The 26,527-nt window shown below is 31.7% G+C and carries 19 protein-coding genes; 4 read left to right on the plus strand and 15 right to left on the minus strand.

Annotation, left to right across the window (positions count from 1 at the left end):
- The first annotated feature begins 80 nt into the window (after positions 1 to 80).
- The 4 genes from cls (at position 81) to KGF50_RS11410 (ending at position 6,083) form a co-directional block, all read left to right on the plus strand.
- Positions 81 to 1,562 carry a cardiolipin synthase gene (gene cls / locus KGF50_RS11395; RefSeq protein ID WP_227848154.1) on the plus strand — a complete coding sequence of 494 codons (1,482 nt, stop codon included), beginning with the start codon at positions 81 to 83 and terminating at the stop codon, positions 1,560 to 1,562.
- Positions 1,563 to 1,878: 316 nt separating this feature from the next.
- On the plus strand, positions 1,879 to 2,376 hold the full coding sequence (locus KGF50_RS11400; protein WP_227435580.1) for a complex I 24 kDa subunit family protein: 498 nt from the start codon (positions 1,879 to 1,881) through the stop codon (positions 2,374 to 2,376).
- Positions 2,377 to 2,392: 16 nt separating this feature from the next.
- Positions 2,393 to 4,279, plus strand: coding sequence for an NADH-quinone oxidoreductase subunit NuoF (locus KGF50_RS11405; protein WP_227848155.1), 1,887 nt, complete (start codon positions 2,393 to 2,395; stop codon positions 4,277 to 4,279).
- Between the two features lie 22 nt (positions 4,280 to 4,301).
- The gene (locus KGF50_RS11410) at positions 4,302 to 6,083 is read left to right on the plus strand and encodes an NADH-dependent [FeFe] hydrogenase, group A6 (protein WP_227848156.1); all 1,782 of its coding nucleotides are present in this window, start codon (positions 4,302 to 4,304) and stop codon (positions 6,081 to 6,083) included.
- A 124-nt stretch (positions 6,084 to 6,207) separates the two neighbouring features.
- Here the strand turns inward: KGF50_RS11410 and KGF50_RS11415 are convergent, their stop codons facing one another.
- The 15 genes from KGF50_RS11415 to KGF50_RS11485 all read right to left on the minus strand — a co-directional run bounded on the left by KGF50_RS11415 (position 6,208) and on the right by KGF50_RS11485 (position 26,067).
- Positions 6,208 to 8,004: a MutS-related protein gene (locus KGF50_RS11415; protein ID WP_227848157.1), complete on the minus strand. Its 1,797-nt coding sequence runs from the start codon at positions 8,002 to 8,004 to the stop codon at positions 6,208 to 6,210.
- Positions 8,005 to 8,127: 123 nt separating this feature from the next.
- The gene (locus KGF50_RS11420; protein WP_227848158.1) at positions 8,128 to 9,459 is read right to left on the minus strand and encodes a sensor histidine kinase; all 1,332 of its coding nucleotides are present in this window, start codon (positions 9,457 to 9,459) and stop codon (positions 8,128 to 8,130) included.
- Positions 9,435 to 10,109: a response regulator transcription factor gene (locus KGF50_RS11425; RefSeq protein ID WP_227848159.1), complete on the minus strand. Its 675-nt coding sequence runs from the start codon at positions 10,107 to 10,109 to the stop codon at positions 9,435 to 9,437. The genes KGF50_RS11420 and KGF50_RS11425 overlap by 25 nt, the downstream gene beginning before the upstream one ends.
- Before the next feature lie 17 nt (positions 10,110 to 10,126).
- Positions 10,127 to 10,858, minus strand: coding sequence for a lantibiotic immunity ABC transporter MutG family permease subunit (locus tag KGF50_RS11430; RefSeq protein WP_227848160.1), 732 nt, complete (start codon positions 10,856 to 10,858; stop codon positions 10,127 to 10,129).
- The gene (locus KGF50_RS11435) at positions 10,855 to 11,613 is read right to left on the minus strand and encodes a lantibiotic immunity ABC transporter MutE/EpiE family permease subunit (protein ID WP_227848161.1); all 759 of its coding nucleotides are present in this window, start codon (positions 11,611 to 11,613) and stop codon (positions 10,855 to 10,857) included. The genes KGF50_RS11430 and KGF50_RS11435 overlap by 4 nt, the downstream gene beginning before the upstream one ends.
- Entirely contained in the window at positions 11,613 to 12,314 is a 702-nt protein-coding gene (locus tag KGF50_RS11440) for a lantibiotic protection ABC transporter ATP-binding protein (protein ID WP_227848162.1), read from the minus strand. The genes KGF50_RS11435 and KGF50_RS11440 overlap by 1 nt, the downstream gene beginning before the upstream one ends.
- Positions 12,315 to 12,527: 213 nt before the next feature.
- The gene (gene hprK / locus KGF50_RS11445; protein WP_227848163.1) at positions 12,528 to 13,457 is read right to left on the minus strand and encodes an HPr(Ser) kinase/phosphatase; all 930 of its coding nucleotides are present in this window, start codon (positions 13,455 to 13,457) and stop codon (positions 12,528 to 12,530) included.
- A complete protein-coding gene (uvrC, locus tag KGF50_RS11450; protein ID WP_227848164.1) occupies positions 13,457 to 15,274 on the minus strand; it encodes an excinuclease ABC subunit UvrC in 1,818 nt (605 codons plus the stop codon). The genes hprK and uvrC overlap by 1 nt, the downstream gene beginning before the upstream one ends.
- A 263-nt stretch (positions 15,275 to 15,537) precedes the next feature.
- Positions 15,538 to 18,363, minus strand: coding sequence for an excinuclease ABC subunit UvrA (gene uvrA / locus KGF50_RS11455; protein WP_227848165.1), 2,826 nt, complete (start codon positions 18,361 to 18,363; stop codon positions 15,538 to 15,540).
- 18 nt (positions 18,364 to 18,381) lie between these two features.
- Positions 18,382 to 20,352: an excinuclease ABC subunit UvrB gene (gene uvrB, locus KGF50_RS11460; protein ID WP_227848166.1), complete on the minus strand. Its 1,971-nt coding sequence runs from the start codon at positions 20,350 to 20,352 to the stop codon at positions 18,382 to 18,384.
- A 187-nt stretch (positions 20,353 to 20,539) separates the two neighbouring features.
- Positions 20,540 to 21,802 (minus strand): ectonucleotide pyrophosphatase/phosphodiesterase, encoded by a 1,263-nt coding sequence (locus tag KGF50_RS11465; protein ID WP_227848167.1) that lies wholly within the window; start codon positions 21,800 to 21,802, stop codon positions 20,540 to 20,542.
- 103 nt (positions 21,803 to 21,905) lie between these two features.
- Positions 21,906 to 23,210 carry an extracellular solute-binding protein gene (locus tag KGF50_RS11470; RefSeq protein WP_227848168.1) on the minus strand — a complete coding sequence of 435 codons (1,305 nt, stop codon included), beginning with the start codon at positions 23,208 to 23,210 and terminating at the stop codon, positions 21,906 to 21,908.
- A gap of 30 nt (positions 23,211 to 23,240) precedes the next feature.
- The gene (locus KGF50_RS11475) at positions 23,241 to 24,101 is read right to left on the minus strand and encodes a carbohydrate ABC transporter permease (protein ID WP_227848169.1); all 861 of its coding nucleotides are present in this window, start codon (positions 24,099 to 24,101) and stop codon (positions 23,241 to 23,243) included.
- A gap of 42 nt (positions 24,102 to 24,143) precedes the next feature.
- Positions 24,144 to 25,013, minus strand: coding sequence for a carbohydrate ABC transporter permease (locus tag KGF50_RS11480; RefSeq protein WP_227848170.1), 870 nt, complete (start codon positions 25,011 to 25,013; stop codon positions 24,144 to 24,146).
- Positions 24,997 to 26,067, minus strand: a complete 1,071-nt coding sequence (locus tag KGF50_RS11485) for an ABC transporter ATP-binding protein (protein WP_227848171.1) — start codon at positions 26,065 to 26,067, stop codon at positions 24,997 to 24,999. The genes KGF50_RS11480 and KGF50_RS11485 overlap by 17 nt, the downstream gene beginning before the upstream one ends.
- Positions 26,068 to 26,527: the final 460 nt, after the last annotated feature.

Raw genomic sequence — 26,527 nt, forward strand, 5'->3', positions numbered from 1 at the left:
GTATTATATATAATAGATATATGTTCGAGTTATTATATATAATTACTGATTTTACTAAATACCTAAAAGGAGGAAATTTTATGTTTAATATATCATTTTTCGAAATGTCAATATATGAAATAGCAGTTACTACAATATATATAATTAATTTCATGGTTATACTAAATCTCATTTTTAGAGAAAAGAGAAATATAAACACAACTCTAACATGGCTTCTTATATTAGTATTAATACCAGCTCTTGGATTTATACTTTATATAGCTTTTGGTAGAAATATTTCAAAAAACAATATGTTTAGAGTAAAAGAAAAGGACGATAAGATAATCAAAAGCAATATACTAGATACTCAGGTTAAATTACAATCTACATCTGAAATTGATTCAGAAATACATCAACATAAGGATATGATTTATGCATTAGCTAATTCAAATAATGCCCATTATACCAATAATAATGATGTGTGGATTTACGCTGAGTCTAGTCAATTTTTTAACACTCTTCTTGAAGAACTTAAGAAAGCAAAAAAATATATAAACATACAGTTTTACATTTTCAAAGATGACAAAATCGGAACTGAAATAATTGACATTCTAGTAGATAAGGCCAAAGAAGGTGTAGAAGTAAGACTTTTATTTGACGCCGTTGGTGGTAGAACACTAAAAAATAGTACACTTTCTAGATTAAAAGAAAGTGGTGTTAAAGTTGGAAGTTTCTTTCCATCATTCTTAAAAATTGTAAATTTTAACTTAAACTACAGAAACCACCGAAAAATTGTTGTCATTGATGGAAAAGTAGGATTTGTAGGTGGATACAATGTTGGAGACGAATATCTAGGCAGAAATCCAAAATTTGGTCTATGGAGAGATACACATACTAAACTTACTGGTGATTGTGTAATTGACCTAAATATGAGATTTATCCTTGATTGGAGATATACAACTAAAGAAGATTTAGATTTAGAAAAGTACTTCGTAGAAAGTGAAACACCTTCTGATTATCCTTCTGAAAATATTGGGATTCAAATAGTATCAAGTGGTCCAGATATATCAGAGCTAGACGAAATTAAATATGGTTACCTTAAAATGATTCAGAAAGCTAGAAAGTATATATATATACAGAGTCCTTATTTAATACTTGACTCAACATTTATAGATACTTTAAAAATAGCATGTTTATCTGGTGTTGATGTAAGAATTATGATTCCTTCTAAACCTGACCATCCTTTTGTATACTGGGCATCATATTCATATGCTGGAGAACTTTTAAAATTTGGAGCTAAAATCTACACTTATGGTGAAAATGCATTTTTACATGCTAAAACAATAGTTATAGATGACTCTATATGTTCTATAGGAACAGCTAATATGGATATAAGAAGCTTTGAGCTTAATTTTGAAGTAAATGCTTTTATGTACTCTTCAAAAAAAGCACTAGAACAAAGAGTTATATTTGAAAATGATATTTTAGATTCAAAAGAAATAACATTAGATGTATATAATTCTAGGTCTACTTATATAAAAATCAAGGAATCAATTTCTAGACTATTATCATCAGTTTTATAAATCTTTTATTTTATAAAAATTTTACCTTTTGGTTTATTTTTTAAAGTTTTTTATATATATTATTTTTTTTTTATTGGATTAATTATATTTTTTTTATTTTTTTTAATTATTTTGAATTATTTTATATTATAATAGACTAGTATAGTTTTTTTTTTAATAGGTAACTTTTTTGCATTGTTTTTATGAATAAAGAAATTGTTGTATATTATTCTTTCTTTATTGTTTTGGTTTTGTTCACCAACATAATATTGGTGTCAACTCATGGTTAATTATTTTATGAAAAATAATAACTTTAAAAAGAAAAGGGGGATTTGTTATGTGCGATTTTATTTCACACAACAAGCAGTTATTTGACGAATTAGATATATTTATTGACTCTCTTGCAACAAAAGAAGGTGCTTTGATACAAGTTCTACATGAAGCTCAAGGTATATTTGGATATCTTCCAAAAGAGGTACAACTTCATGTTGCTAAAAGACTTGGAGTAGCTCCTGCAAAGGTATATGGGGTTGTTACATTCTATTCTTATTTCACTACAGAACCTGTAGGTAAGTATAAAATAAGCGTCTGTCTAGGTACTGTATGTTTTGTAAAAGGTGCTGATAAGATATTAAGTGCTTTTGAAAAACAGCTTGGTATAAAAGTTGGAGAAACTACTAGTGATTTTAAATTTTCTTTAGAAGGTTTAAGATGTTTGGGGGCATGTGGTTTAGCTCCAGTTGTTACTGTAAATGGTAAAGTTTATGGTAAAGTAAAACCAGATCAAGTAAGCGAAATATTAGATACTTATAGAGAATTAGAATTGAATTGTTAAGAGGGGTGAATAAATAATGCGTAAAGTAAATTCATTTGATGAATTAAAAGTTTTAGCTGATGAGCTAAAACCTAGTCTTAGCCTAAGAAAAAATTATTCTAAGGAAAATGTATTAAGAAGAGAATTACTTGTTTGTTGTGATACTGGATGTACATCTTCAAACAGTATGGAAATAGTTAGTGAATTAGAAAATGAAATAAAAAAATCAGGAATACAAGACAAAGTTGATGTTCGCCTAACAGGTTGTTTTGGTTTCTGTGCTCAAGGACCTATCGTAAAAGTTTATCCTGATAACGTTTTCTATGTGAAAGTTGAACCAGCTGATGCTGAAAAGATAGTTCAAAATCACTTAATTAGAAATACAGTTGTTGAGGAATTATTATATGAAGAAGAATCTTTAAATAAAAAAGTAGAAGCACAAGAAGAAATGTCTTTCTACAAAAAGCAATTACGTATAGCTCTAAAGAATTGTGGACTTATAGACCCAGATAGTTTAGAGGATTATATTGCTAATGATGGTTATTTAGCTTTAGGTAAATGTTTAACGTCTCTTACTCCTCAAGAAGTTATTGCAGAAGTAAAGACTTCTGGTCTTCGTGGTAGAGGAGGAGCTGGATTCCCTACAGGTTCTAAATGGGAAGCTGCTTCAAAGAATCCTGCTGGTCCAACTGATAAAAAATTTGTTGTCTGTAATGCTGATGAAGGAGACCCTGGTGCATTCATGGATAGATCTGTACTTGAAGGAGACCCTCATAGCGTACTAGAAGCTATGGCGATATGTGGATATGCTATAGGCTCTGATACAGGATACATATATATAAGAGCTGAATATCCAAAATCTATAGAAAGACTAAAAGTGGCTATAGCTCAAGCTGAAGCACATGGCTTACTTGGTGAAAATATTTTAGGTACTGGATTTAACTTCAAATTAGAATTAAAATATGGTGCAGGAGCTTTCGTTTGTGGTGAAGGTACAGCTTTAATGCATTCAATTGAAGGTAGACGTGGTGAACCTAGAATGAAGACTTATAGTTCTTCTAAGAGTGGATTATGGAAATCTCCTACTTGCTTAAACAATGTTGAAACTTTTGCTAATATTCCAGCAATCATACTTAAGGGTGGAGACTGGTTTGCTAACTTAGGTACTGATGATTCTAGTGGTACTAAAGTTTTTGCTCTTGGTGGAAAAGTAGAAAATGTAGGCCTTGTTGAAGTTGCAATGGGTACTACTTTAAGAGATATTGTTTTTGAAATTGGTGGAGGAATTCCTGAAGGTAAAAACTTCAAGGCAGTTCAAACAGGTGGACCATCTGGTGGATGTATACCAACTGAACATTTAGATATACCTATCGACTTTGGTTCATTAAGCTCTATCGGCTCAATGATGGGTTCTGGTGGTATGCTTGTTCTTGATGAATCTGACTGTATGGTAGATATAGCCAAATTCTTCCTTGAGTTTACTGTTGAAGAATCTTGTGGTAAATGTACACCTTGTCGTATAGGTACTACTAGATTATTAGAAATATTAACTAAAATTACAGAAGGTAATGGTACTCTACAAGATTTAGACGACCTAGAAAACCTTGCTGAAACTATACAAACTGCTTCATTATGTGGTCTTGGTAAAGCTGCTCCAAACCCTGTTTTAAGTACTCTTCAATATTTTAAAGATGAGTATATAGCTCATGTTGTAGATAAGAAATGTCCTGCTGGCAAATGTCAAAACTTACTTTCTTATTTCATAACAGATGCTTGTAAGGGTTGTACAAAATGTTCTAGAGTGTGTCCTGCTGGTTGTATAACAGGTTCTGTTAAAGAACAACATACAATAGATACTTCTAAGTGTCTAAAATGTGGTGCTTGTATAGATAATTGTACATTTAATGCTATAATCAAGAAATAACTTATTTGGAGGAGGAATAACAATGAGTTTAGTTAATTTAACTATCAATGGCAAACATGTTTCAGCACCTAGTGGAACTTCTATCTTAGATGCTGCAAAACTAATAAATATAAAAATACATAACCTTTGTCATTTACATATGAATGAAATAGATAAGCTTGACACTTGTGCTTCTTGTCGTGTTTGTATGGTTGAGACAGAGAGAGGTTTAGTTCCAGCTTGTGGAACAGTTATAAAGGAAGGTATGAGAGTCCAAACTAATAGTGCTAGAGCATTAAATGCTCGTAGAACTATTGTCGAACTACTCTTATCAGACCATCCACAGGATTGTTTTGTATGTGAAAAAAATGGAGACTGTGAATTACAAACTATAGCTGCTGATTTAGGTGTAAGAAAGATAAGATATCAAGGTTCTAAGTCTTTTGCAGGTAAAGATACCTCTACTAAATCTTTAGTTAAAGACCATTCTAAATGTATATTATGTAGAAGATGCGAAACTGTATGTAATGATATCCAAACAGTAGGAGCATTATCTGGAGTTAATCGTGGATTTAATACTTTAGTTAGTACATTTTTTAATGCTGATATGGTTGAAACAGAGTGTACATTCTGTGGCCAATGTATATCTGTCTGTCCAACTGGAGCATTAACAGAAGTAGATAATGTACCTAAACTATGGGATGTTTTAAATAAAAAAGAAAAAACTATAGTAGTGCAAGTTGCTCCTGCTGTAAGAGTTGCTATTGGTGAAGAGTTTGGATTAGAACCAGGTTCAATATCTACAGGAAAAATGGTTGCTGCTTTAAAAGCACTTGGGTTTGAGCATGTATTCGATACAAATTTTGGTGCAGACTTCACTATAATGGAAGAAGCTACTGAATTTATAGAAAGAATTCAAAAAGGTGAAAATCTTCCTATATTAACAAGTTGTTGTCCTGCATGGGTAAACTTCTTAGAACATAATTATCCAGACCAATTAAATCTAGCATCTAGCTGTAAATCTCCTCAAGGGATGTTTGGTTCTATAGCTAAGAACTACTATGCACCTAAAATACTAGGAATTAATCCAGATGACCTTTATGTTGTATCTGTAATGCCTTGTGTAGCTAAAAAATATGAAGCTTCAAGAGAAGAATTAAGTGAATCTGGAATATTAGATGTTGACCTTTCTATAACTACTAGAGAATTAGCTAAGATGATAAAAGAAGCTGCTATTGATTTACCTAATCTTCAAGACCAGGATTTTGATAATCCATTAGGAAAATCTACTGGTGCTGCTTCTATATTTGGAGCAAGTGGTGGAGTTTTAGAAGCTGCTCTACGTACTTCATATGAAAAGATAACTAACAAGACTTTAGATAATGTAAACTTTACTAATGTTAGAGGTCTTAAGGGAATCAGAGAAGCAAGTATTGATGTTGATGGAACTACAGTTAATGTATGTATTGTAAATACACTTAAAAATGCTAGAAAGATGATGGATAAGGTTAGAAGTGGCGAATGTAAGTACCATATTATAGAAGTTATGGCATGTCCTGGTGGATGCGTTGGAGGAGCTGGTCAACCTTACCACCATGGTAATACTGAAATAATTGATAGACGTGCAAATGCACTATATGAAATAGATAGAAACAAAGCTATTCGTAAGTCTCATGAAAATCCTGACTTACAAGCTATTTATAAAGACTTCTTTGGAGATCCAAATAGCGATGTAGCTCACAAATACCTTCATACTCATTATTTTGATAAGAGTTGTATTTATGAAGAATGTCCAAAAGAATGTGCTTGTGAAGAAGCTAAATAAATCTTTATAAATCAAAAAACTAAAATATTCTCAAATAAAAGGATTGTCTTAAAGTGCTTTTAAGTACTTTAGACAATCCTTTCTAAATTAATCATGATAACCTACATTTCTACACTTATCTTGCTTAAAGTATCCCTGCCATTTTCATAAGCTGTTTTGCATTTGTAGTCTTACATCTTCCATCTTTTATAGTATAGTCAAAATAGATTTTATCATCAACATAGTACTCTGAAAAATGGTAGTTTACAATCTCTACATCTCCAGCACTTGAAATGTCACATAACTCAAAATCATGTGTTGTAACCATACTTATAATCCATGGCTTTGATAGTTTCTTTACTGCCTCACTTGCTCCAATAATTCTATCAGCAGAATTAGTTCCTTTAAAAATCTCATCCACTAAAACCAACATAGGTAATTCTTTTATGCTATATTGAATCATTGATTTTATTCTGAGAATTTCAGCATAAAAAGTTGATATACCTTGGCTTACATCATCTTGTATTCTCATAGATGTAAATATAGCCATACATGTTGCATCAAAATTTTTAGCACATACAGGAGCACCTGCATACGCTAATACTAAATTTACACCAATACTTCTTAAAAAGGTCGTTTTACCAGACATATTTGAACCTGTAATGATACAGGTTTGAGAATTTAATTTTATTGAGTTTGCTACAACACTTTTCTCCGCTATTAGTGGATGATATATTTCTTCAACTTCTAACCTTGGGGTGCTTTCACCTTTTATTATTGGAAAACATGTATTTTCCTTTACTTGACCAATAATAGTCAAACTTATTAAAGCTTCAAACTCTCCAATAGATTCAAGCCAGCCTCTAATTTGATTTCCATATACACCTTTCCATCTTTCTAGAGATTCTGCACAGTGATAATTCCACATAAGAACACCACAAGCAACAATATACACTATTTGATTATATCTTAGATTTACTGCATTGCCTATTGAGTTCAATTGTTTAATACCTTTTGAAACACCATTACCTTTAGAAAGTTTTGCTTGTAATTCTTTTAGATATGGGCTTTCGAATGTCTCTTTCTCTAAAACTTCAAACATCTTTTCATATACTTGTATACTTCTACTAAACGAGAATAATGGAGATAAAGTCTGCATAAGCTTTGTATTCCCAAATCCTCCAAATCCTAACTGAAGTACAAAAAGTAAAAAAACAGGTAGCACAGGCAAAAACCCTAATATAAAAAATATAAAAGATAGTATTGTTGCAGTAGGTAGACCCCAAGTAAAAACATGCATCCACTTAGGTATATATACTTTTTTATCTTCTCCATACTCTATAAATGACTCTATACTTCCATCAGAGTTGGTTTTTTGCTCCTTACCAATTATATTACTCAAGGTCTGAATATGGATAGAAAAATCCTGTTTTGACAAGAGCTCTTTTACTGCTGTTTGTCTTTCTAAGATTATATTATCATCTGGATTTTCATTCCATAAAAACTTAGCTAAAGACTTCTTTCCATAGGATGTATTAGCTATACAAATATACTGATATAGTGATGCTCTTCCAAATAAATCTAAATCTTTTGCTTGTGAATTTTCTTCTTGTATATACTCTTTACCATCTATTTTGAATTCTTTCCACTCATCACCAAATCTCTTAACATACTTATCTAGCACTTCACCCTTACTCTTAAAATATGACTCTTCCTCTTTTATTTTATTATGAATAACTAAAAGTGAAATAAATAGAATCAATGCCACAATTCCAACAAAAATACCTACTGTATTTTTATTGTAAAATCCAATAGCAAATCCTGCTATCAATATTAAAAAGGATATTAACCTAGCTGTACTTAGATTATTTGATTTTTTATTTAAGAGCAATTCTTTTTCAGTAGTACTTTCTAAAAGCTTACTAAAATAGTTTATTCCCATAAAGACTCCAACTTCCTTATCATATAATAATTTAAATATAGTATTAAATTTAGCCTAATAACTTTAAAAGTTAATTTAAATTCTGATTATATAATATATATTTTATAAATAATCCTTGGTGGCTTAGCAGAACTTGATTGTAACCATCCCACCAGAATCGCAGTTGCGCAGTTCTAGTTGTCCTGCATGCGTTTTTACTACTTGTGCTGCAAACCAAAGGCCAAGGCCGTTATGTCCATCAGCGCCACGTGCTGCATCTCCGCGCCATAGGCGCTCTGTTGCATGGTGTAACGCCGCCTTGCTAAATCCGTTGCCTTCATCACACACAGTGACTTGCCAGCCGCCATCTATCATACAGCCTTTCAAGTACACGTTTCCACCCGTCGGTGTATGTTCAATGGCATTCTGCACAACATTACCTAGGGCGCGAAGTAAATGGTCTTTCTGAATGCTCGCAGCACCCTCCAGGCCGTTTTGGGTTTGCAGGCAGACCATCTTGGCTTCTGCAATGGCCATTGTGCTCTCACAAAGCTCATCAAACATGGTACATAGGCTGGTGTTTTCAAATACCTCATCTGCACCAGTGGAGGTTTCCAGCAAGCTGGCAACATACTGCTTGGCCCGGTCATTGCTTGACACAATTGTTTCCACCATTTTGTGGCTTCGCGCAGGCAGCTCTTCATCCAGCAGAAGTTCCGCATTGCCCCCTACAAGAGTGAGTGGTGTTTTTAAATCATGTGCGAGTGCTGCTATTTCCGACTCGCGTTCTTGCTGCGCCGCCCATTGGGAGGACAAGGAACTATACAATGCCTCCCGCATATGCTCCATAGCACTGAGTGCCTGATCGTACTCTCGTATACCTGCATGAGGAATTGTGAAATCCAGCTCCTGCGCACCTACCTTCTCACTCACCTCGCTAAACAGTTTCAGCTTGGAGGAAAGGTACCTACGGAGCCACAGAGTATTAAATAGCAAACAAAGCACCAATGCCACACCAAGTGTGGCCAGCCACAGGTACTCAAATGGTGGCAGCATGTCGCGCAGCACAGGGTTGGCAAACTCTCCCCTGTATTGTGAGCGAAAGATTACAGTGCTTCCATCTGCATAGGTGTGTCGCGAAACATCTATGCTGTAGGTGCCCTCCTGCAAAAATCCGGCCAGGTTTTCCAGCTTCTTTCCCTCTACATTGCTTTCCAACACTTCGCCATTCTGGTCAAATAAAGCGTACTTGGCCAGAAAATCATCACCAGGAGAAACAAAGGTTTTTGGCTCTCCGACCAACATTTGCTTCACCTGTTGGTTGGGGACAGCACTCCGATAAGTAACACCAGTGTTTTGAAGCCACACCAGGGCTAAATACCATACATGGAAACATAACATCATACAGGCAAGCATAACTATAGCAAAGCGCAAAAGCACAAAGGAAAGACTTACAGAACGTTGTCTTTTCGCCATTTGTAGCCCACCCCCCAAACAGTTTCTATAGGGCTGAGTCCGTCGGCTTTCAGCTTAGCGCGGATATTTTTGATGTGCTCTGCAATGGCCGATGAATCGCCCTCAGCGTCAAAGCCAAAAACTGCTTCGTATAATTGTTCTTTAGTGAACACCTGTCCTGCATGCAGGGCCAGATGCTCACAGATGGCGTATTCGCCCTTAGTAAATGGCAGTGTGTGTTCGCCCACGATGGCCGCTTTTGCCTGCATATCTAAGCGCATCCCGCCTCGGTTCAGAGTACTGGTCGGCTGGCGCACCTCCCGCCTCAAATGGGCGTTTACCCGTGCGCGCAGCTCCGCAATACTGAATGGCTTTTTAATATAATCATCGGCGCCCAGGCCAAAACCCTTTACAAGGGCCGCGTCTCCCGCCTTGGCGGTCAGGAACAGGATGGGGCAATCCACCTCTGCACGGATACGGCTACAAATGGAAAAGCCATCCTCGCCAGGCATCATCACATCGAGCAACAGAAGATCGTACAGCTGGCATCGGGCGGTCTGCACGGTAGAAGCATCTGCCTCTGTATCTACCTGGTGGCCGTCCTTTTCCAGGGCAATGCGCACCAGGTCCAACATATCAAGGTCATCATCGACCACTAACAGTTTAGCCATAGTCTATCCTCCTTGTTTTATTCTTGTATGACTTTACCTTCCCATCTACTAAACCATAGTATTGACAAAACTAGAACAATCGAAGTAATAATAATCAGAGAAATAATTCCAAGAGAAATAGGTACACTTGAAAAATCAAAATAATTTTTCAAAAACCGAACCCCCCATTCCCAAGGAATTATCGTCCAAATTTTATCACCAATAGCATTTTCAAAGAAACCTGCTAAAATTGTACCCGATATCCCTAACAAAATAGAAATACTTGAACCAAACCTAAAAGCAATTGGTATGTGTAATAAATATAAAAATAAGTTGCTAAATAAAAATATATAAAATATCACAATATATGAACCAAAGTGTGTTATGCTAATATCTAGAAACAAATTGACTCCAACATAGAAACATAGTTCATATATTATCATACTTATGGCTGAAAGAAACAGTAGAAAGAACAACTTCCCCAGGTATACGCTTCTTCGAGACTCCACTAAACCTAAAGCATTTTGAATATTGTTTATATTCCTGTCTAAATTAATTAAAATTGGAACAACAATACTAACAAAAATCGGATAACATATTTGTAATATAACGAAAAACAACCTCACATCAGGAATAATATGGTACCCAGCAAAAGCGTAATAAACTAAAAATAATGTTGTAACCACTACAGGCAGCAACAAATGCAATAAAATAATTGGAGTTCTTTTGATTTTGGTAAAGTTAGAAAAAAACTCTCTTATAATAGTCATTTTCGATACACCTGCCTTTCGTACCAGCGTGAAAACAAGACTGAAAGAACTAACATAGCAAGCAATGTTATCAATACAAGCAACGAAATTTCTCCTAAATTTAAAATTAATCTTGAATCTGCTTCAACCAATAATCCATTTGGCAAAACTCCAAAGAATGTAACCATAAACCTCGCAGGCCAGCTATATGGGAAGAACCAAAACAAAGGCGTCAAGGAAAAAAATAAACCACCTAATGCACTGGCAAATAAATTTATTATCACAGAACCAACAAATCCTATTTTTTGATCCAAAAATAAACAGAAAGGGATCTGCCATAATAAAGAGAACCACAATAAGCAGTATCCTAAAATATAACTGGTATAAACAATTGCAACTGAAACACCTGACAATATATATTCAGATATAATAGTGATAAACGATAGCAATAATGATATTATCAAAAGATTAAGTGCTATCAAAATTGTTTTAGAAATAAATGTCTTCTTCAAGTCGATGGGCAAACTATAAAGAGTTCGATATTTGTGTTTTTGATCCTTATGATTAACTAAATGACATAAAATCACAATGGATAAAGACGCAATAGGCATAGACCAATTGCAAACTATAGAGCTTGAAAAACCACCTAACCCAATACCAATAAATATAAATATCATAGATATTAAAATTAAAGCTACTGGAATAAATATAATGAGTTTTCTAAATAGGGAGCGTTTAAATTTCAAGTTTTCTACTTTTAAATATGTTCGTAACATCAGAATGCACGCTCCTTTCTGACGATATCCATAAATAATTGTTCTAGATTTTCATTTGCATCAATTTTATCTTGATACAGGAGCAATCCATTGTGTATGATTCCTATGTCATCGGCAACTTGTTGTACTTCGCTTAAAATATGACTTGATATAATTACAGAAATACCAGACTCCACAAATGTCCGAATCATTTGCCTTAATTCTTCAATCCCAAAAGGGTCTAACCCGTTTGTAGGTTCATCTAAGACTAATAATTTTGGGTTATTTAGTAGTGCTAATGAGATACCCAATCTCTGTTTCATTCCCAACGAAAAATCGGATATCTTTTTATTTTTAGTGTCCACTAAGTCCATTTTTTGTAAAACTTCATTACATTTATTTATTGAAATCCCCATAAGAGTTGCTCGCACTTTTAAATTTTCAAATGCTGTTAAATTCTCATACAGTGGAGGTGATTCGATTAATGAACCAATATTCAATAAATCTTTTCGAGTCCAAGGCTGATCGTTGAATAATATTTCACCTGAAGTCGGTCTAATAATTCCTGTAATCATCTTCAATAATGTTGATTTGCCAGCACCATTAGGTCCTAATAAACCGTAGACAGAATTTTTTCTTACAGATATAGATAAATCTTTTATTGCATATGTCTTTTTAAATTTTTTAGAAACATTATTGGTTTCTATTATATACTCACACATTTTAACTTCCTCCATTTCACCTTATTGACAACATTACACTTTTATGAACATATTCAGTGTATATTCCATAGGGTTGTACCTCCTTTTGATTTGTTACTCCTATGGTAACAGTCATTTTTAAGGATTTTATAAGGAAGCAAATGCTTACTAAAAAAATTTTCTTACAGATATAGATAAATATTCTATATAATGTTATTTTATATGCATTCTCTATTACTTAGTATCAATAAGTTTTGATAGTTTCTTAGTAAATTCTTGAGCTGCATCATACCCCATTCCTCTTTGTCTAAAATTCATTGCTGCTACTTCTAGTATCATAGCAGTATTTCTTCCAGGCTTGACAGGAACAACTAACTTTTCTACATTAACACCAAGTATTTCTTCATATTCTTTATCTAATCCAAGTCTATCATAATACTTATTTTCATCCCAAGCCTCTAAATGTACTACTAAATCTATCATTTTAGAATTTTTGATAGCTCCTACACCATATAAGCTTCTGACATCTATTATACCTATTCCTCTTATCTCTAGGAAATGTCTTATTAATTCAGGAGATTGACCCATCAACATACTTTCATCTAGTTTTCTTATTTCTACAGCATCATCTGCAACTAATCTATTACCTCTCTGAATTAATTCTAATGCTGTTTCTGACTTTCCTATACTACTCTCACCCTTTATCAAAACACCTATACCATAAATATCAACTAAAACTCCATGAATTGTTGTATGTGGTGCTAACTTATTATCTAAATAATTTGATAATCTATTTATAAGTCTAGTTGTATTTCTATTTGTACTTAAAAGTATTCTCTTATACTTTTTAGCCTTTTTAATTACATCTGGTTTTATTTCTAAATCTCTAGAAATTATTAAAGCTGGTATTTCATATGAAAAAAATCTATTTAGTACCTCTTCTCGAATTTCATTATCCATCAATCCAAAGAAATTATATTCTGTCTTTCCCACTATTTGTATTCTCTCATATGCAAAGTAATCAAAATACCCTGCAAATTGTAATCCTGGTCTATTTATATCTTGAGAGTAGACATAGTAATCTACATCATCAGGCATGTATACTACTTTAAGTTTTAAATCTTTTATTATTTCTCTTATTGATACTTTATTGCTAGTTTCCATCAATTTTCTTCCTTTCTGAAAAAATTATAAACATTCTCTGCAATGCTTTTATTCATTCCTTCTACTTCTAAAAGTTCTTCAAAAGTAGCTTCTTTTATAGCTTCTACATCTTTAAAGTGACTCAGTAGCGCTTTTTTTCTTTTTTCACCTATACCTTGTATATCATCTAAGATAGATTTTGTCAAAGCTTTGTTTCTTAGACTTCTATGATATGTTATTGCATAATTATGAACCTCTTCTTGTATACTAGCAATAAATCTATATAAACTAGTTGTTTTATCTAACTCGATTTCTTTTTCTTTACATATTAACCCTTTAGTTCTATGCTTATCATCTTTGTACATTCCCCAAAGTGGTATGTCTACATCATTAAGTTCTAATACTTTTTTTACAGCACTAACCTGCCCCTTTCCTCCATCCAACAATATCAGGTCAGGTAAATTTCCATGTTTCAGTCTTCTATCTACAATTTCAGCCATGGAATCATAATCATTAGGTCCAATAACTGTTTTTATTTTATATCTTCTATACTCTTTTTTATCTTTTTTAGCATTTGTATAGACTACCATAGAACCAATTGAATCTACTCCTTGTATATTTGATATATCAAAAGACTCTATTCTTATTGGCAATTTCTCTAAGTTTAATAATCGTTTTAATTCTTCTAATGCTCCAATACTTTTTTCATATTTCCTTTTGTTCATATCAGAAAATTTTTCAAGATACTCTACTGCATTTTTTCTCACCATTTCAACTAGGCTTTTTTTCTCTCCTTTTTGTGGCACTCTTATTGTTACTTTTTGTCCTTTTTTAGACGATAGCCATTCTTCTAATATACAACTGTCTTCTATCTCATCTTCTATAATTAGTTCTTTAGGTATATACTCTTGCTCATTGTAAAATTGTTTTACAAATGAACCTAATATAGAAGCTCTTGGACTATCCATTACTCCTTCTAGGATAAAGTGTTCTCTCCCAACAATCTTACCATTCCTAATAAAAAATACTTGGACACAGGCTTCATTATGAGCTCTTGCCATGGCAACTACATCCTGATTTAAATCGGTTACAGTAGCATCTATTTTTTGTTTTTGTATCATTTCTTCAAGACTCTTTATTTTATCTCTATATATAGCTGCTTCTTCAAATCTAAAATTCATAGAACTCTCATTCATCTTTTCTTTTAAGAGCTCCATCAATTTTTCTTCTTTCCCCGATAAACACATTATAATTTCTTCTATCATCTTTCCATATTCTTCTTTAGATACATTCCCTGTACAAGGCCCCAAGCATTTATTTATGTGTAAGTTTAAACAAGGTCTTGTTTTGTTTTTTATTGCTTTTTCTATGTCTATTTTACAACTTCTTATTGGATAGGTACTATTTATAAGGTCTAAAGTATCATTTACCGCAGTTATATTAGTATATGGTCCAAAATACTTTGCTTTATCTTTAAGCACTCTTCTAACCTTTAAAATTCTTGGATAATCTTCATTTGTAGTTACCTTAATATATGGATAAGTTTTATCATCTCTAAGTAACACATTATACTTTGGTCTATATCTTTTTATTAAATTACATTCAAGTATTAATGCTTCCAACTCTGAATCCGTTATAATATATTCAAATTTATATATATTCTTAACCATAGATTTAACTTTAGATGTATGGTTTTTTGAAGATTGAAAATACTGCCTTACTCTATTTTTTAGAGATATAGCTTTTCCCACATATATTATGTGGTCGTATTTATCCTTCATTAAGTATACGCCGGGCTCAGAAGGTAATTTTTTTAAGTGGTCTTGTATATCAAACATCTCGCCCTCCAAAATATTAAATTTTATAATAAAATTATACCCTAAAATATGAAAATTAAAAAGTTATTCAATTTCCAGCACTATACACAAGTTAAAGTCCATATCCTCTTCTATAATTGATTTAAAAGCAATCTCAAATACGAAGAACAATATGGACTTTATGTTTGGTAATTATCTACAATTTATTTTTAATTTATTTACCTCTAGTATCTTTAATTTATTTTTATACATTTACAGTTAAAATTTCACATAATTTGTATGACCTAAGAGAAATATTTCTTTAAAAATTGACCTGTATAAGAACCTTCGACCTTAGATACTTCTTCTGGTGTTCCAGTTGCAACTATAGTTCCACCTTTATCTCCACCCTCTGGGCCTAAGTCTATTACATAATCACAAGTCTTTATAACATCTAGATTATGTTCTATGACTATAATTGTATTTCCTGTATCTGCTAATCTTTGTAATACTTGAATTAACTTATCTACATCTGCCATATGAAGTCCTGTAGTAGGTTCATCTAATATATATAAAGTCTTTCCTGTTGGTCTTTTACTAAGTTCTGATGCTAATTTTATACGTTGTGCTTCTCCTCCAGACAATTGAGTTGAAGGCTGTCCTAATTTAATGTATGAAAGACCTACATCCATCAATGTATCTAGCTTTCTTTTTATGTTTGGTATATTTTCAAAAAACTCAACAGCTTCTTCTACATTCATATCTAGTATATCAGATATAGTTTTATCTTTGTATTTTACTTGTAATGTTTCCCTATTGTATCTTTCACCCTTACAAACTTCACAAGGAACATATACATCTGGTAAAAAGTGCATCTCTATTTTTATTATTCCATCACCTTTACAAGCTTCACATCTACCACCTTTTACATTAAAACTAAATCTTCCTTTTTTATATCCTCTTGCTTTCGCTTCATTAGTAGCTGCAAAAATATCCCTTATAAAGTCAAATACCCCTGTATAAGTGGCTGGATTTGAACGAGGTGTTCTTCCAATTGGACTTTGGTCAATATTTATAACCTTATCTATATTTTCAATTCCTCTTATTTCTTTGTGCTTACCAGCTCTTTGTTTAAGTCTATTTACTTTACTTGCAACACCTTTATAAAGTATGTCATTTATTAGTGTACTTTTCCCAGAACCTGAAACACCTGTTATACATGTAAACTTACCTAATGGCAATTTTACATCAATATTTTTTAGGTTATTTTCTGATGCTTTTACTACTTCTATAAAACTTCCATTTCCTTCTCTAGTAGTCTCAGGAACTAATATTTGTTTTTTCCCACTTAAATACTGACCTGTTATTGAGTTTTCATTTTCTATTATTTCATCTAAAGTTCCTTGTGCAACTATCTCACCACCATGTATACCTGCACCAGGACCAATATCTATAACATAATCAGCTTCTCTCATTGTATCTTCATCATGTTCTACGACAATTAAAGTATTTCCTAAATCTGTTAGATGTCTAAGAGTGCCTATAAGTCTGTCATTATCTCTTTGATGAAGACCTATACTTGGCTCATCAAGCACATATAATACCCCAACTAATGCCGAACCTATTTGAGTTGCTAATCTTATACGTTGCGCTTCTCCTCCTGAAAGTGTTCCCGCTTTTCTTGATAAATTCAAATAATCAAGACCAACATCTCTTAAAAACTTAGCTCTTCCCTTTATCTCTTTTATAATCTCATGAGCTATAAATCTTTGCTTTTCTGTAAGCGTTACATTTTCCATAAAATCTATCAATTCATTAACAGATAAGTTTGTTACTTCCATTATATTTTTTCCATCAACTAAAACAGATAAAACCTCTTTTTTAAGTCTCAATCCCTTACATTTTGGACAAGGTCTTTCTGCCATATATTCTTCAATTTTATCTCTCATATACTCTGAGTTAGTTTCTTTGTATCTTCTCTCTAAGTTTACTACTACGCCTTCAAAATATGATTTATAATTTCTAGTTCCTCCAAATTTTGATTCATAAACAAACTCTACCATTATATTATCCTTACCATAAAGTAACTCTTGAACAAAATCTTCTGGTAAATCTTTAAATGGAGTTGTCAGAGATACATTAAAATGCTCTGCTAAACTTTTTATCATTTTGCTATAATAAGTATCATCGTTAACACCTGTTGAACCCCATGCAGCCACTGCACCTTGTTTTATTGATAAATCTTTATTTGGTACAACTAGTTCTGGGTCAACTTCTTTACTTTCTCCAAGACCATTACAAACATCACAAGCACCAAAAGGAGCATTAAATGAAAACATTCTTGGAGATAATTCTTCTATCCCAATTCCATGTTCTGGACATGCAAATTTAGTTGAGAAAAGAATCTCTTCTCCATCTATTATTTGAGCTATTACAAGACCATCAGATAGTTTAACTGCAGTTTCAATTGAATCTGCAAGTCTAGATTCTATTCCATCTTTAACTACTATTCTATCTACTACTACTTCTATACTGTGTTTTTGGTTTTTAGTTAAAACAATATCATCACTTACTTCATAGTTTTCGCCATCAACTCTAACTCTTACAAATCCTTCTTTTTTAATATTGTCTAAAACCTTTTTATGTGTACCTTTTTGACCTCTAACAATTGGTGAAAGTATTTGTAACTTGGTTCTATCTGGAAAATCTAGCATTTTATCAACTATTTCTTGAATAGTCATTTGGCTTATTTTTTCACCACAAGTAGGACAATACACATCACCTACTCTTGCAAATAATAATCTTAAATAGTCGTATATTTCTGTTACTGTTCCAACTGTAGAACGTGGATTTTTCGAAGTAGTCTTCTGATCTATTGAAATAGCTGGTGATAAACCTTCAATATATTCTACATTTGGCTTTTCCATTTGCCCTAAAAACTGTCTAGCATAAGCAGATAAACTCTCTACATATCTTCTTTGGCCTTCTGCATATATTGTATCAAATGCCAAAGATGACTTTCCAGAACCAGACAATCCTGTAAAAACTATAAACTTATCTCTTGGTAATTCTAAATCTACATTTTTTAAATTATGCTCTTTTGCTCCTCTTATTATAATTTTATCTTCCATAACCTTGTTTTTACCTTTCTATTTTTCCAATTTTTCTTCCAACTGTTTTACCTTATCTCTTAATTCTGCTGCTCTCTCAAATTGTAAGTTTTGAGCAGCTTCCATCATCTCTGATTTTAATTTTTCTATATTATCTTTAATCTCATCTATATCATCTGTGTCAGCTATTCCATAGACAACTTCTTCCTCTGCGACCCTAGTTGCTTCTATACTATCTCTTACACTTTTTTGTATAGTCTTAGGAGTTATGTTGTGTTCTTCATTATATAAATTCTGTATAGCTCTTCTTCTTTTTGTCTCATCAATAGCATTTTGCATTGAATCAGTTATCCTATCAGCATACATAATAACTCTTCCATTTTCATTTCTAGCTGCACGTCCAATAGTTTGTATTAATGCTGTTTCGGAACGTAAGAAACCTTCTTTATCTGCATCTAAAATTGTTATAAGTGAAACTTCTGGTATATCTAGACCTTCTCTAAGTAAATTTATTCCTACAAGTACATCAAATTTTCCTAGTCTTAAGTCTCTTATTATCTCTGTTCTTTCTAATGTAACTATATCTGAATGTAGATATTTAACTTTTATTCCTATTTCTTTAAGGTAATTAGTTAAGTCTTCACTCATTTTTTTAGTTAAAGTGGTTATAAGCACTCTTTCATTTTTTTCTATTGTTTTAGTTATTTCCCCTACTAAATTATCTATCTGATTATTTATAGGTCTTACTTCTACAATTGGGTCTAAAAGACCTGTTGGTCTTATTATTTGTTCAGCTATAGTCTCAGAATGTTGAATTTCATAAGGACCTGGTGTAGCACTTACAAACAGTATTTGATTTATATTTCCTTCAAATTCTTGAAAATTTAATGGTCTATTATCAAGTGCAGAAGGTAATCTAAATCCATTTTCTATAAGAGATGTTTTTCTTGATCTATCTCCTGCATACATTCCTCTTACTTGTGGAATAGTAACATGCGCCTCATCCACAATTATCAAATAATCATCTGGAAAGAAATCCATTAATGTATATGGTTTTTCTCCTTCTTCTCTTCCAGTAATATGTCTTGAGTAGTTTTCTATCCCCTGACAAAATCCTATTTCCTTTAACATTTCTATATCATACTTCGTTCTTTGCTCAATCCTTTGCGCTTCTAAAAGCCTATCATTTTCTTTAAAAGTCTCAATTTGTTGTTGAAGTTCATCTTCAATTTGAACAATTGCATTTTCAATTCTTTCTGGTGTTGTTACATAGTGAGATGCAGGGAAGATAACCACATGATTTCTTGTCCCAACAATCTTTCCTGTTACATAATCAATTTCTGTTATTCTATCTATTTCATCACCAAAGAACTCTATTCTTATTGCTTTTTCATCATTGCTAGCTGGAAATATTTCTAATATATCCCCTCTAACTCTAAAAGTCCCTCTTGTAAAATTTATATCATTTCTTTCATATTGTATCTCTATTAACCTTTTTATTACATCATCTCTATCCTTCTGCATACCAGGTCTTATAGATAACATAAGTTCCTTATAATCTTTTGGGTCCCCCAAACCATATATACAAGATACTGAAGATATTATTATAGTATCTCTTCTCTCTAAAATAGATGCTGTAGCAGAATGTCGAAGTTTGTCTATTTCGTCATTTATACTTGCATCTTTTTCTATATAAGTGTCACTGTGAGCTACATATGCCTCTGGTTGATAGTAATCATAGTAACTTACAAAATATTCAACTGCATTGTCTGGGAAAAATTCTTTAAACTCACTATAAAGTTGTGCTGCTAGTGTTTTATTATGAGCCATTATTAGGGTAGGTTTTTTAACTTGTTGTATTATATTTGCCATTGTGAATGTTTTTCCTGAACCTGTTACACCTAACAATGTCGAAAATTTTTCATTTCTATTTATAGAATCCACTATTGATTTAATAGCTTCTGGTTGGTCACCTGTTGGTTTGAAGTCTGACTTTATTTTAAAATCCATAGTATCACTCCTTCTTTTCGAACATTAGTTCCTAACATTTATTATTATATCATACCTTTCTAAAATTGTTTCAGTTATTTTAAATATTTTACCCATTTAAATTTTACTTAAATCTAAAATATAAAAAAAGACTTCTATCTTTATAATAGAAGTCTGTAAGTAATGGAAAATAAATACTTTATCCAGTTTATATGATGAAGTCAAATGCTTCTTTTTCAACTCCATCTAGCTTCAAATTGAATAATTTTAATATAGTTGCTGCATGAGCTCTTAAGTCGCCTTCTTCCTCTACTACACCTGTTTTTATTTTAGGTCCAAAAGCTATAAATGGAGGTCTATTACCCTTAGTAGGTAAGTGACCATGTGTAGCCACAGCAAACTTGTAATCTTTTATATCGGAATCCTTTATAATATTTCCCTCTAAATCATTTCCAAATGAAATTCCTTCAATTCCTTCAATTACCAGTTCGAAATCTCCTTCAAGTCCAAGATTGGATGCTTCTTCTCTGGTAAATATATTCTCTATAAATAATTCTTCTTTAAACTCTTCAAGCAAAGTTCTCAACTCTTCTAATCTATTTGAGTTATTTACTATTATTTGTGCTGATATACCTGACGAATTTACATAGGCATCAAAATTCTTAACCTCTCCATTTTCTACTGTTATAAATCCATGTGATTTAAGTAAAACATTTGGATTTACAACTTTATCAACTTTAAGATGTCCATGGTCCCCAAGTATTATAAAATTTGTATCTTCATATGTACCCGCATCCTTTGTAGCCTGAATTATATCTCCTAGCCATTTATCATTCATTTTTAAGGCTTCATTTACTTCTTCATTAAACAAACCATGGTTATGTCGTGTATGGTCCAAAGTTGCTAGATGTATTAACATTAAATCTGGATTATATTCTTTTATTACATCTACCGCACAATTTACTCCAAATAAATCCATATTAGGTTCTAATTTCCAATCAATATAATGGCAATGTCTATCATAAATACTATCCATTATAACCTTACTTGAACTTTTTTCAAAAGTTTCTCTTGGGTCATCTTCTCTATTAGGAGCCCATATCTCTGCAATGTTATAATCTATATTTGGATTTGCACCCATTACAGGCCATAAAATACTAGAAGTGGTCAAATTATTTTCCTTTGCTATATCTATAATTGTCTTTGCTTTTATATCTTTTGAATACCAATACCAATCTTTATTTTCTTTATTTGGGTCAAATTTTTCATTATGATATATTCCATGTTTTTTAGGATATACCCCTGTGACCATACTTGTATGACAAGGATATGTTAAAGTTGGATATACACAATTTATATTTTTCACCATAGAACAATTTTCTAAGATAGATTTAAAATTTGGTAGATTCTTTACAAATTCTAAATCTTTTTCAAATAAAGAATCTACTGATAATACTATAACTTTTGTCATTTACATTACCTCTTCATTCATATATTATTGAATACTTTCAATCAATCTATAATCCATATATATTACAAATAATATTTTATTAACATCTCATACTTATCTATAATTATTTATTAGTCTTGTCTATTACTGCTTGCATTGCAGAAGTTCCTTTACTTACTGCATCTTTTGGTGCCACATTTAAATCAGTAAGACCTTTTTTAATCTCATCCATCAACTTGTCAGTTGCTTCTTTATATCCATTTAGCATTGGAAGAGCAACAGCATATTGTAATTGGTCAGTTGCAACTTTATATTGTGGCTTTTCTTTATACAATGTTTGTAATTTTTCTGATTTAGTTGCATCTTCAGTTGTTGGCAGATATCCTGTTGATGAACTAAATTGAACTATTTTATCTGTTTGAGTCATCCATTCCATAAATTCTGCACTTGCATCTTTTTCTTTATCTGTTCCTCCCTCAAGCATAACCAAGTTTGCTCCACCTGTAGGAGTTGCATATTTTTGATTTTTTGGTAAAAATGCTGTTGATATTTCAAACTTACCATCTGTTTGTTGCATAAGACCCGCTAAATCTGCTGTTGATGTAAATATCATACCAACTTTACCATTTACAAAATCTTGCTTTGCTACATCCCAAGCATTATAATCTTCACCAGGTGGCATTTTCATTATTCCAGATTTCATCATATCTTGCCAGAATTTAACTGGTGCTTGACCTGCTTCATTATTAAATGCTACTTTTTTTCCATCAGTTATTTCTCCTCCACTTTGCATTACCATCGCTTCATAGAACCAAATATCTATTGGAGTTTCAAATCCATAAGTATCTTCTGATTTGTTTGTCATTTTACTAGCATATGTTTTAAGTTCTTCCCATGACTTTGGTCCTGAAGGGTCAAGACCTGCTTTAACTGCCATATCTTTATTTAAATATAATATTGGTGTACTTCTATTAAATGGCATCCCAACAAACTTATTTTCATAATATGAATTTGTTAGAAGACCAGAAAAAAATCTTTCTTGATATGCCTTATCAAAGTATTTACTCATATCTACTAAAGCTCCTGCTGATGCAAATGTGCCTGTTTGAGTTATTTCTAATAATGTTACATCTGGTTGGTCTTTAGAAGTTAATGCAGCTTGTAATTTTGTTGCATTTTCATAGTAATCTTTTTGTTTTAGCATATTTACTTGTATATCTTTATGTTCACTATTAAACTGGTCAACCATTTTTTGTGCAGTTTCACCATTAGTTCCACCCAAAGGTGCCCAAAAATCTATTTTTGTAATATTGCTATCTGTCTTATCCCCTTTAGATGTATTTGAGTCATTAGAATTTGAACACCCAACTAAAGAACCTAATAATAATGTTATTGCTAATCCTGTTGCTAATTTTCTTTTAAGCTTCATTTCCATCCTCCAAATTTAATTTTTGACTTTTTATTTTATTCCTGAATACATAAAAGCTTCTTTTACTTTTTTATTTGCAAATATATAAACAAGAATTATTGGTAAAATTAAAATTATATTTCCTGCCATTATTACATTCCATGCAGTAATTCCTTCTGAAGATTTAAGAAGTGCTACTCCGATTGGTAAAGTTCTTATTACATCTGTATTTGTCATTACTAAAGGCCAGAAATAGTTATTCCAGTGATATATAAAATTAAATAATATAAATGTTATTACTGCTGGTTTTGCCATAGGAACCATTATTTTAAACATTATTTTTAAGTCCGAAGCATTGTCTAATTTAGATGCTTCAATAATCTCATCTGATATCTGCATAAAGTTTTGTCTAAGCAGAAATATACCAAATGAAGATGTCATAAATGGAATTATAAGTGGCACATATGTATTTATAAATCCAAATTTACTCATCATCATATATACAGGTAAAAAAGTTACTTGTGGAGGAATCATAAGTCCTATGAGTAATAGTCCAAACAATACCTTTTCACCTCTAAATTTAATCTTCGAAAATGCATAAGCTGCAGGAACCATCACTAAAAACTGTATGATTAAAATACTACCTGTCACAAAGATACTATTTAATAAATATCTAAAAAATGGTCCTGAATTCCATGCTGTAGTATAATTTCCTAGTACTATATCATTTGGTATTATTGTAGGTGGTAGTTGCATCATTTCTTGTGGATTTTTAAAAGATGTTGATAACATCCATATAAAAGGGAATATAAATATTGCAGATAAAAGTACTAGAATTAATACCTCTATTGATTTTGATACTATTTTCTTTATATCAGCTTTATCTTTTTTAATAGGTCTTATAATATCCATTTTGTCCTCCTTTTTAACACGCCTTATAATATGTATTTTTCTTTATTGATAATGAACTTTTTTTGATAATAGTCTGAAATTAGCATATGTAGCAATCATAACTATGGCTAATAAAAACATACTTGCTGCACTTGCCTGCCCTATATCGTAATATATAAATCCAGACTCATATATATAATAAGATAACATGTTAGTTGAACCTAATGGACCACCTTGTGTCATTATGCTTATTTCGTCAAATACTTGAAATGATGCTGTTGTTGTTGTTATCATGAGAAAAAATATTGTTGGTGACAATAGTGGCAATGTCACTTTAAAGAAATTAGTTATCTTGCTTGCATTATCTAGTTTAGATGCCTCATATATATAGTTTGGTATAGACTTAAGACCTGATAACACGATTAAAATATTGTATCCAAGAGTTTTCCATATTCCTATTAGAATCAATGACATTAAAGCTGAACTTTCACTTGAAAGCCATTTTGATGTTGGTAAATGCAATGTTGACAATATCCAGTTTAAAAAGCCATATTGTGGCTCCATAATCCAAAGCCACAATACAGCTACAGATACTAGTGAAATTACATGTGGTGTAAAGATTATACTTTGTGTTAAATTGTGTATTATAGAGTTTTTATTTAACCAAACAGCAAGTACTATAGCCAATGAGATAGATATAGCCACCATAAAAAAAGTATAAATTGCAGTATTCGTTATAGTTTGTATAAATTCTGGATTCTTTAAAAGTTCTGTATAGTTGCTTAAGCCTACATTTTCAAAAGTTGAACTAAGAAGACTTCCTGATTTGAAACTCAGTGATATTGTCTTAATTATTGGATATACTATAAACAGTAGAGTTCCTATAATTGCAGGTGTTATGTACAAATATGCTTTATTAAATTGCTTTTTCATAAATATCTCCTTTGATTTTAGAATACATATTCTTACATTCTTTTATATCATCTATTCTTTGCCCATCTTTATCAAAATAATATAAATCCTTTTCTAATACATTTACTTTCAAAGTCTTCCCTATATCAAATATATCATTTTCTGTTTTAACCCTTACTTCACTATCAAGAACAGATAAACAGTATATAGTTTCGTTTCCTAATACTTCTTTAGTTATAACTTTTCCAAGTAAGTTAAAAGTATCATCATTTTTTATATCTATATTTATACTTTCTAGTACCGCTTTTTCAGGTCTAAATCCAAGTTTGATATTATCCTTCATATTTAATATGTTCATACAAGGATTTCCGATAAATTGCGCCACAAACAAATTTTTAGGGTTTTGATATATTTTCTTTGGAGAACCTATTTGCATTATCTCTCCTTTATTCATTATAACTATCTTATCCGCCATTGACATTGCTTCGACTTGGTCATGAGTTACATAAACAAACGTAGATTTTAACTTTTGATGTAACTGTATTAATTCTGTTCTCATCTGATTTCTTAGTTTTGCATCCAAATTTGATAATGGTTCATCCATTAAAAATACCTTTGGATTTTTAACCATTGCTCTAGCTAGTGCTACTCTTTGTCTTTGTCCTCCAGATAAATTTCCTGGCTTTACATTTAAATATTCTTGTAATCCAACTATATCAATAACCTCTGTTATAAGTTCTTCTCTTTTTTCTTTTGGAATTTTTTTATTCTTTAGACCAAATTCTATATTTTCTTTTACAGTCATATGTGGATATAATGCATAATTCTGAAATACCATAGCTATATCTCTCTTACTTGCATCAGTTCTTGTTACATCATTTTCTTCAATTTTTAAATTGCCTGAAGTTATATCTTCAAGTCCAGCAATCATTCTTAATGTAGTAGATTTTCCACAACCACTTGGGCCTACCAATACCGTAAACGAACCATCTTCTATAGTAAGGTTCAAGTTCTCTATAACAGTGTTCTTTTTATCATAAGATTTTGTGACATTCTCTAGTTTTATATCTGCCATTTTTTGTCCTCCTCAAAATATTTTATTTACTTCTACGATTTACTTATAAATTAATAATACTCTTTATTTGTAAAGGATATATTAAGGCAAAGTGAACATATAGTAAATTTATTAAAATAAATGTTAAATCACATATATTTTCTGTTAAATTATACTAAGCTTAAATAAATATACTGACTATAAGGTAGAATCAAAATAAATAAAATAGCGGATATATCAAATTAGACATAATAAAAAAGACCTCTATGGGGGATAGAGGCCTTTAAGTGGGGGAGATTGAGTAATTTATTTTTGCTATTAAGTTTTACAATTATATTATGTCCCAAATTTGCCATGTCTAAACATAAAAAATAAAACTTTTTTATTTTTTATAAATTCACTCAAAAAAAAATTACGTGGCTACGTCCTACTCTCCCAGGCAGTTTCCCACCAAGTACCATCAGCGCTAGAGAGCTTAACT

This window comes from Clostridioides sp. ZZV15-6598 (assembly GCF_020657705.1).
GTDB lineage: Bacteria > Bacillota > Clostridia > Peptostreptococcales > Peptostreptococcaceae > Clostridioides > Clostridioides difficile_F.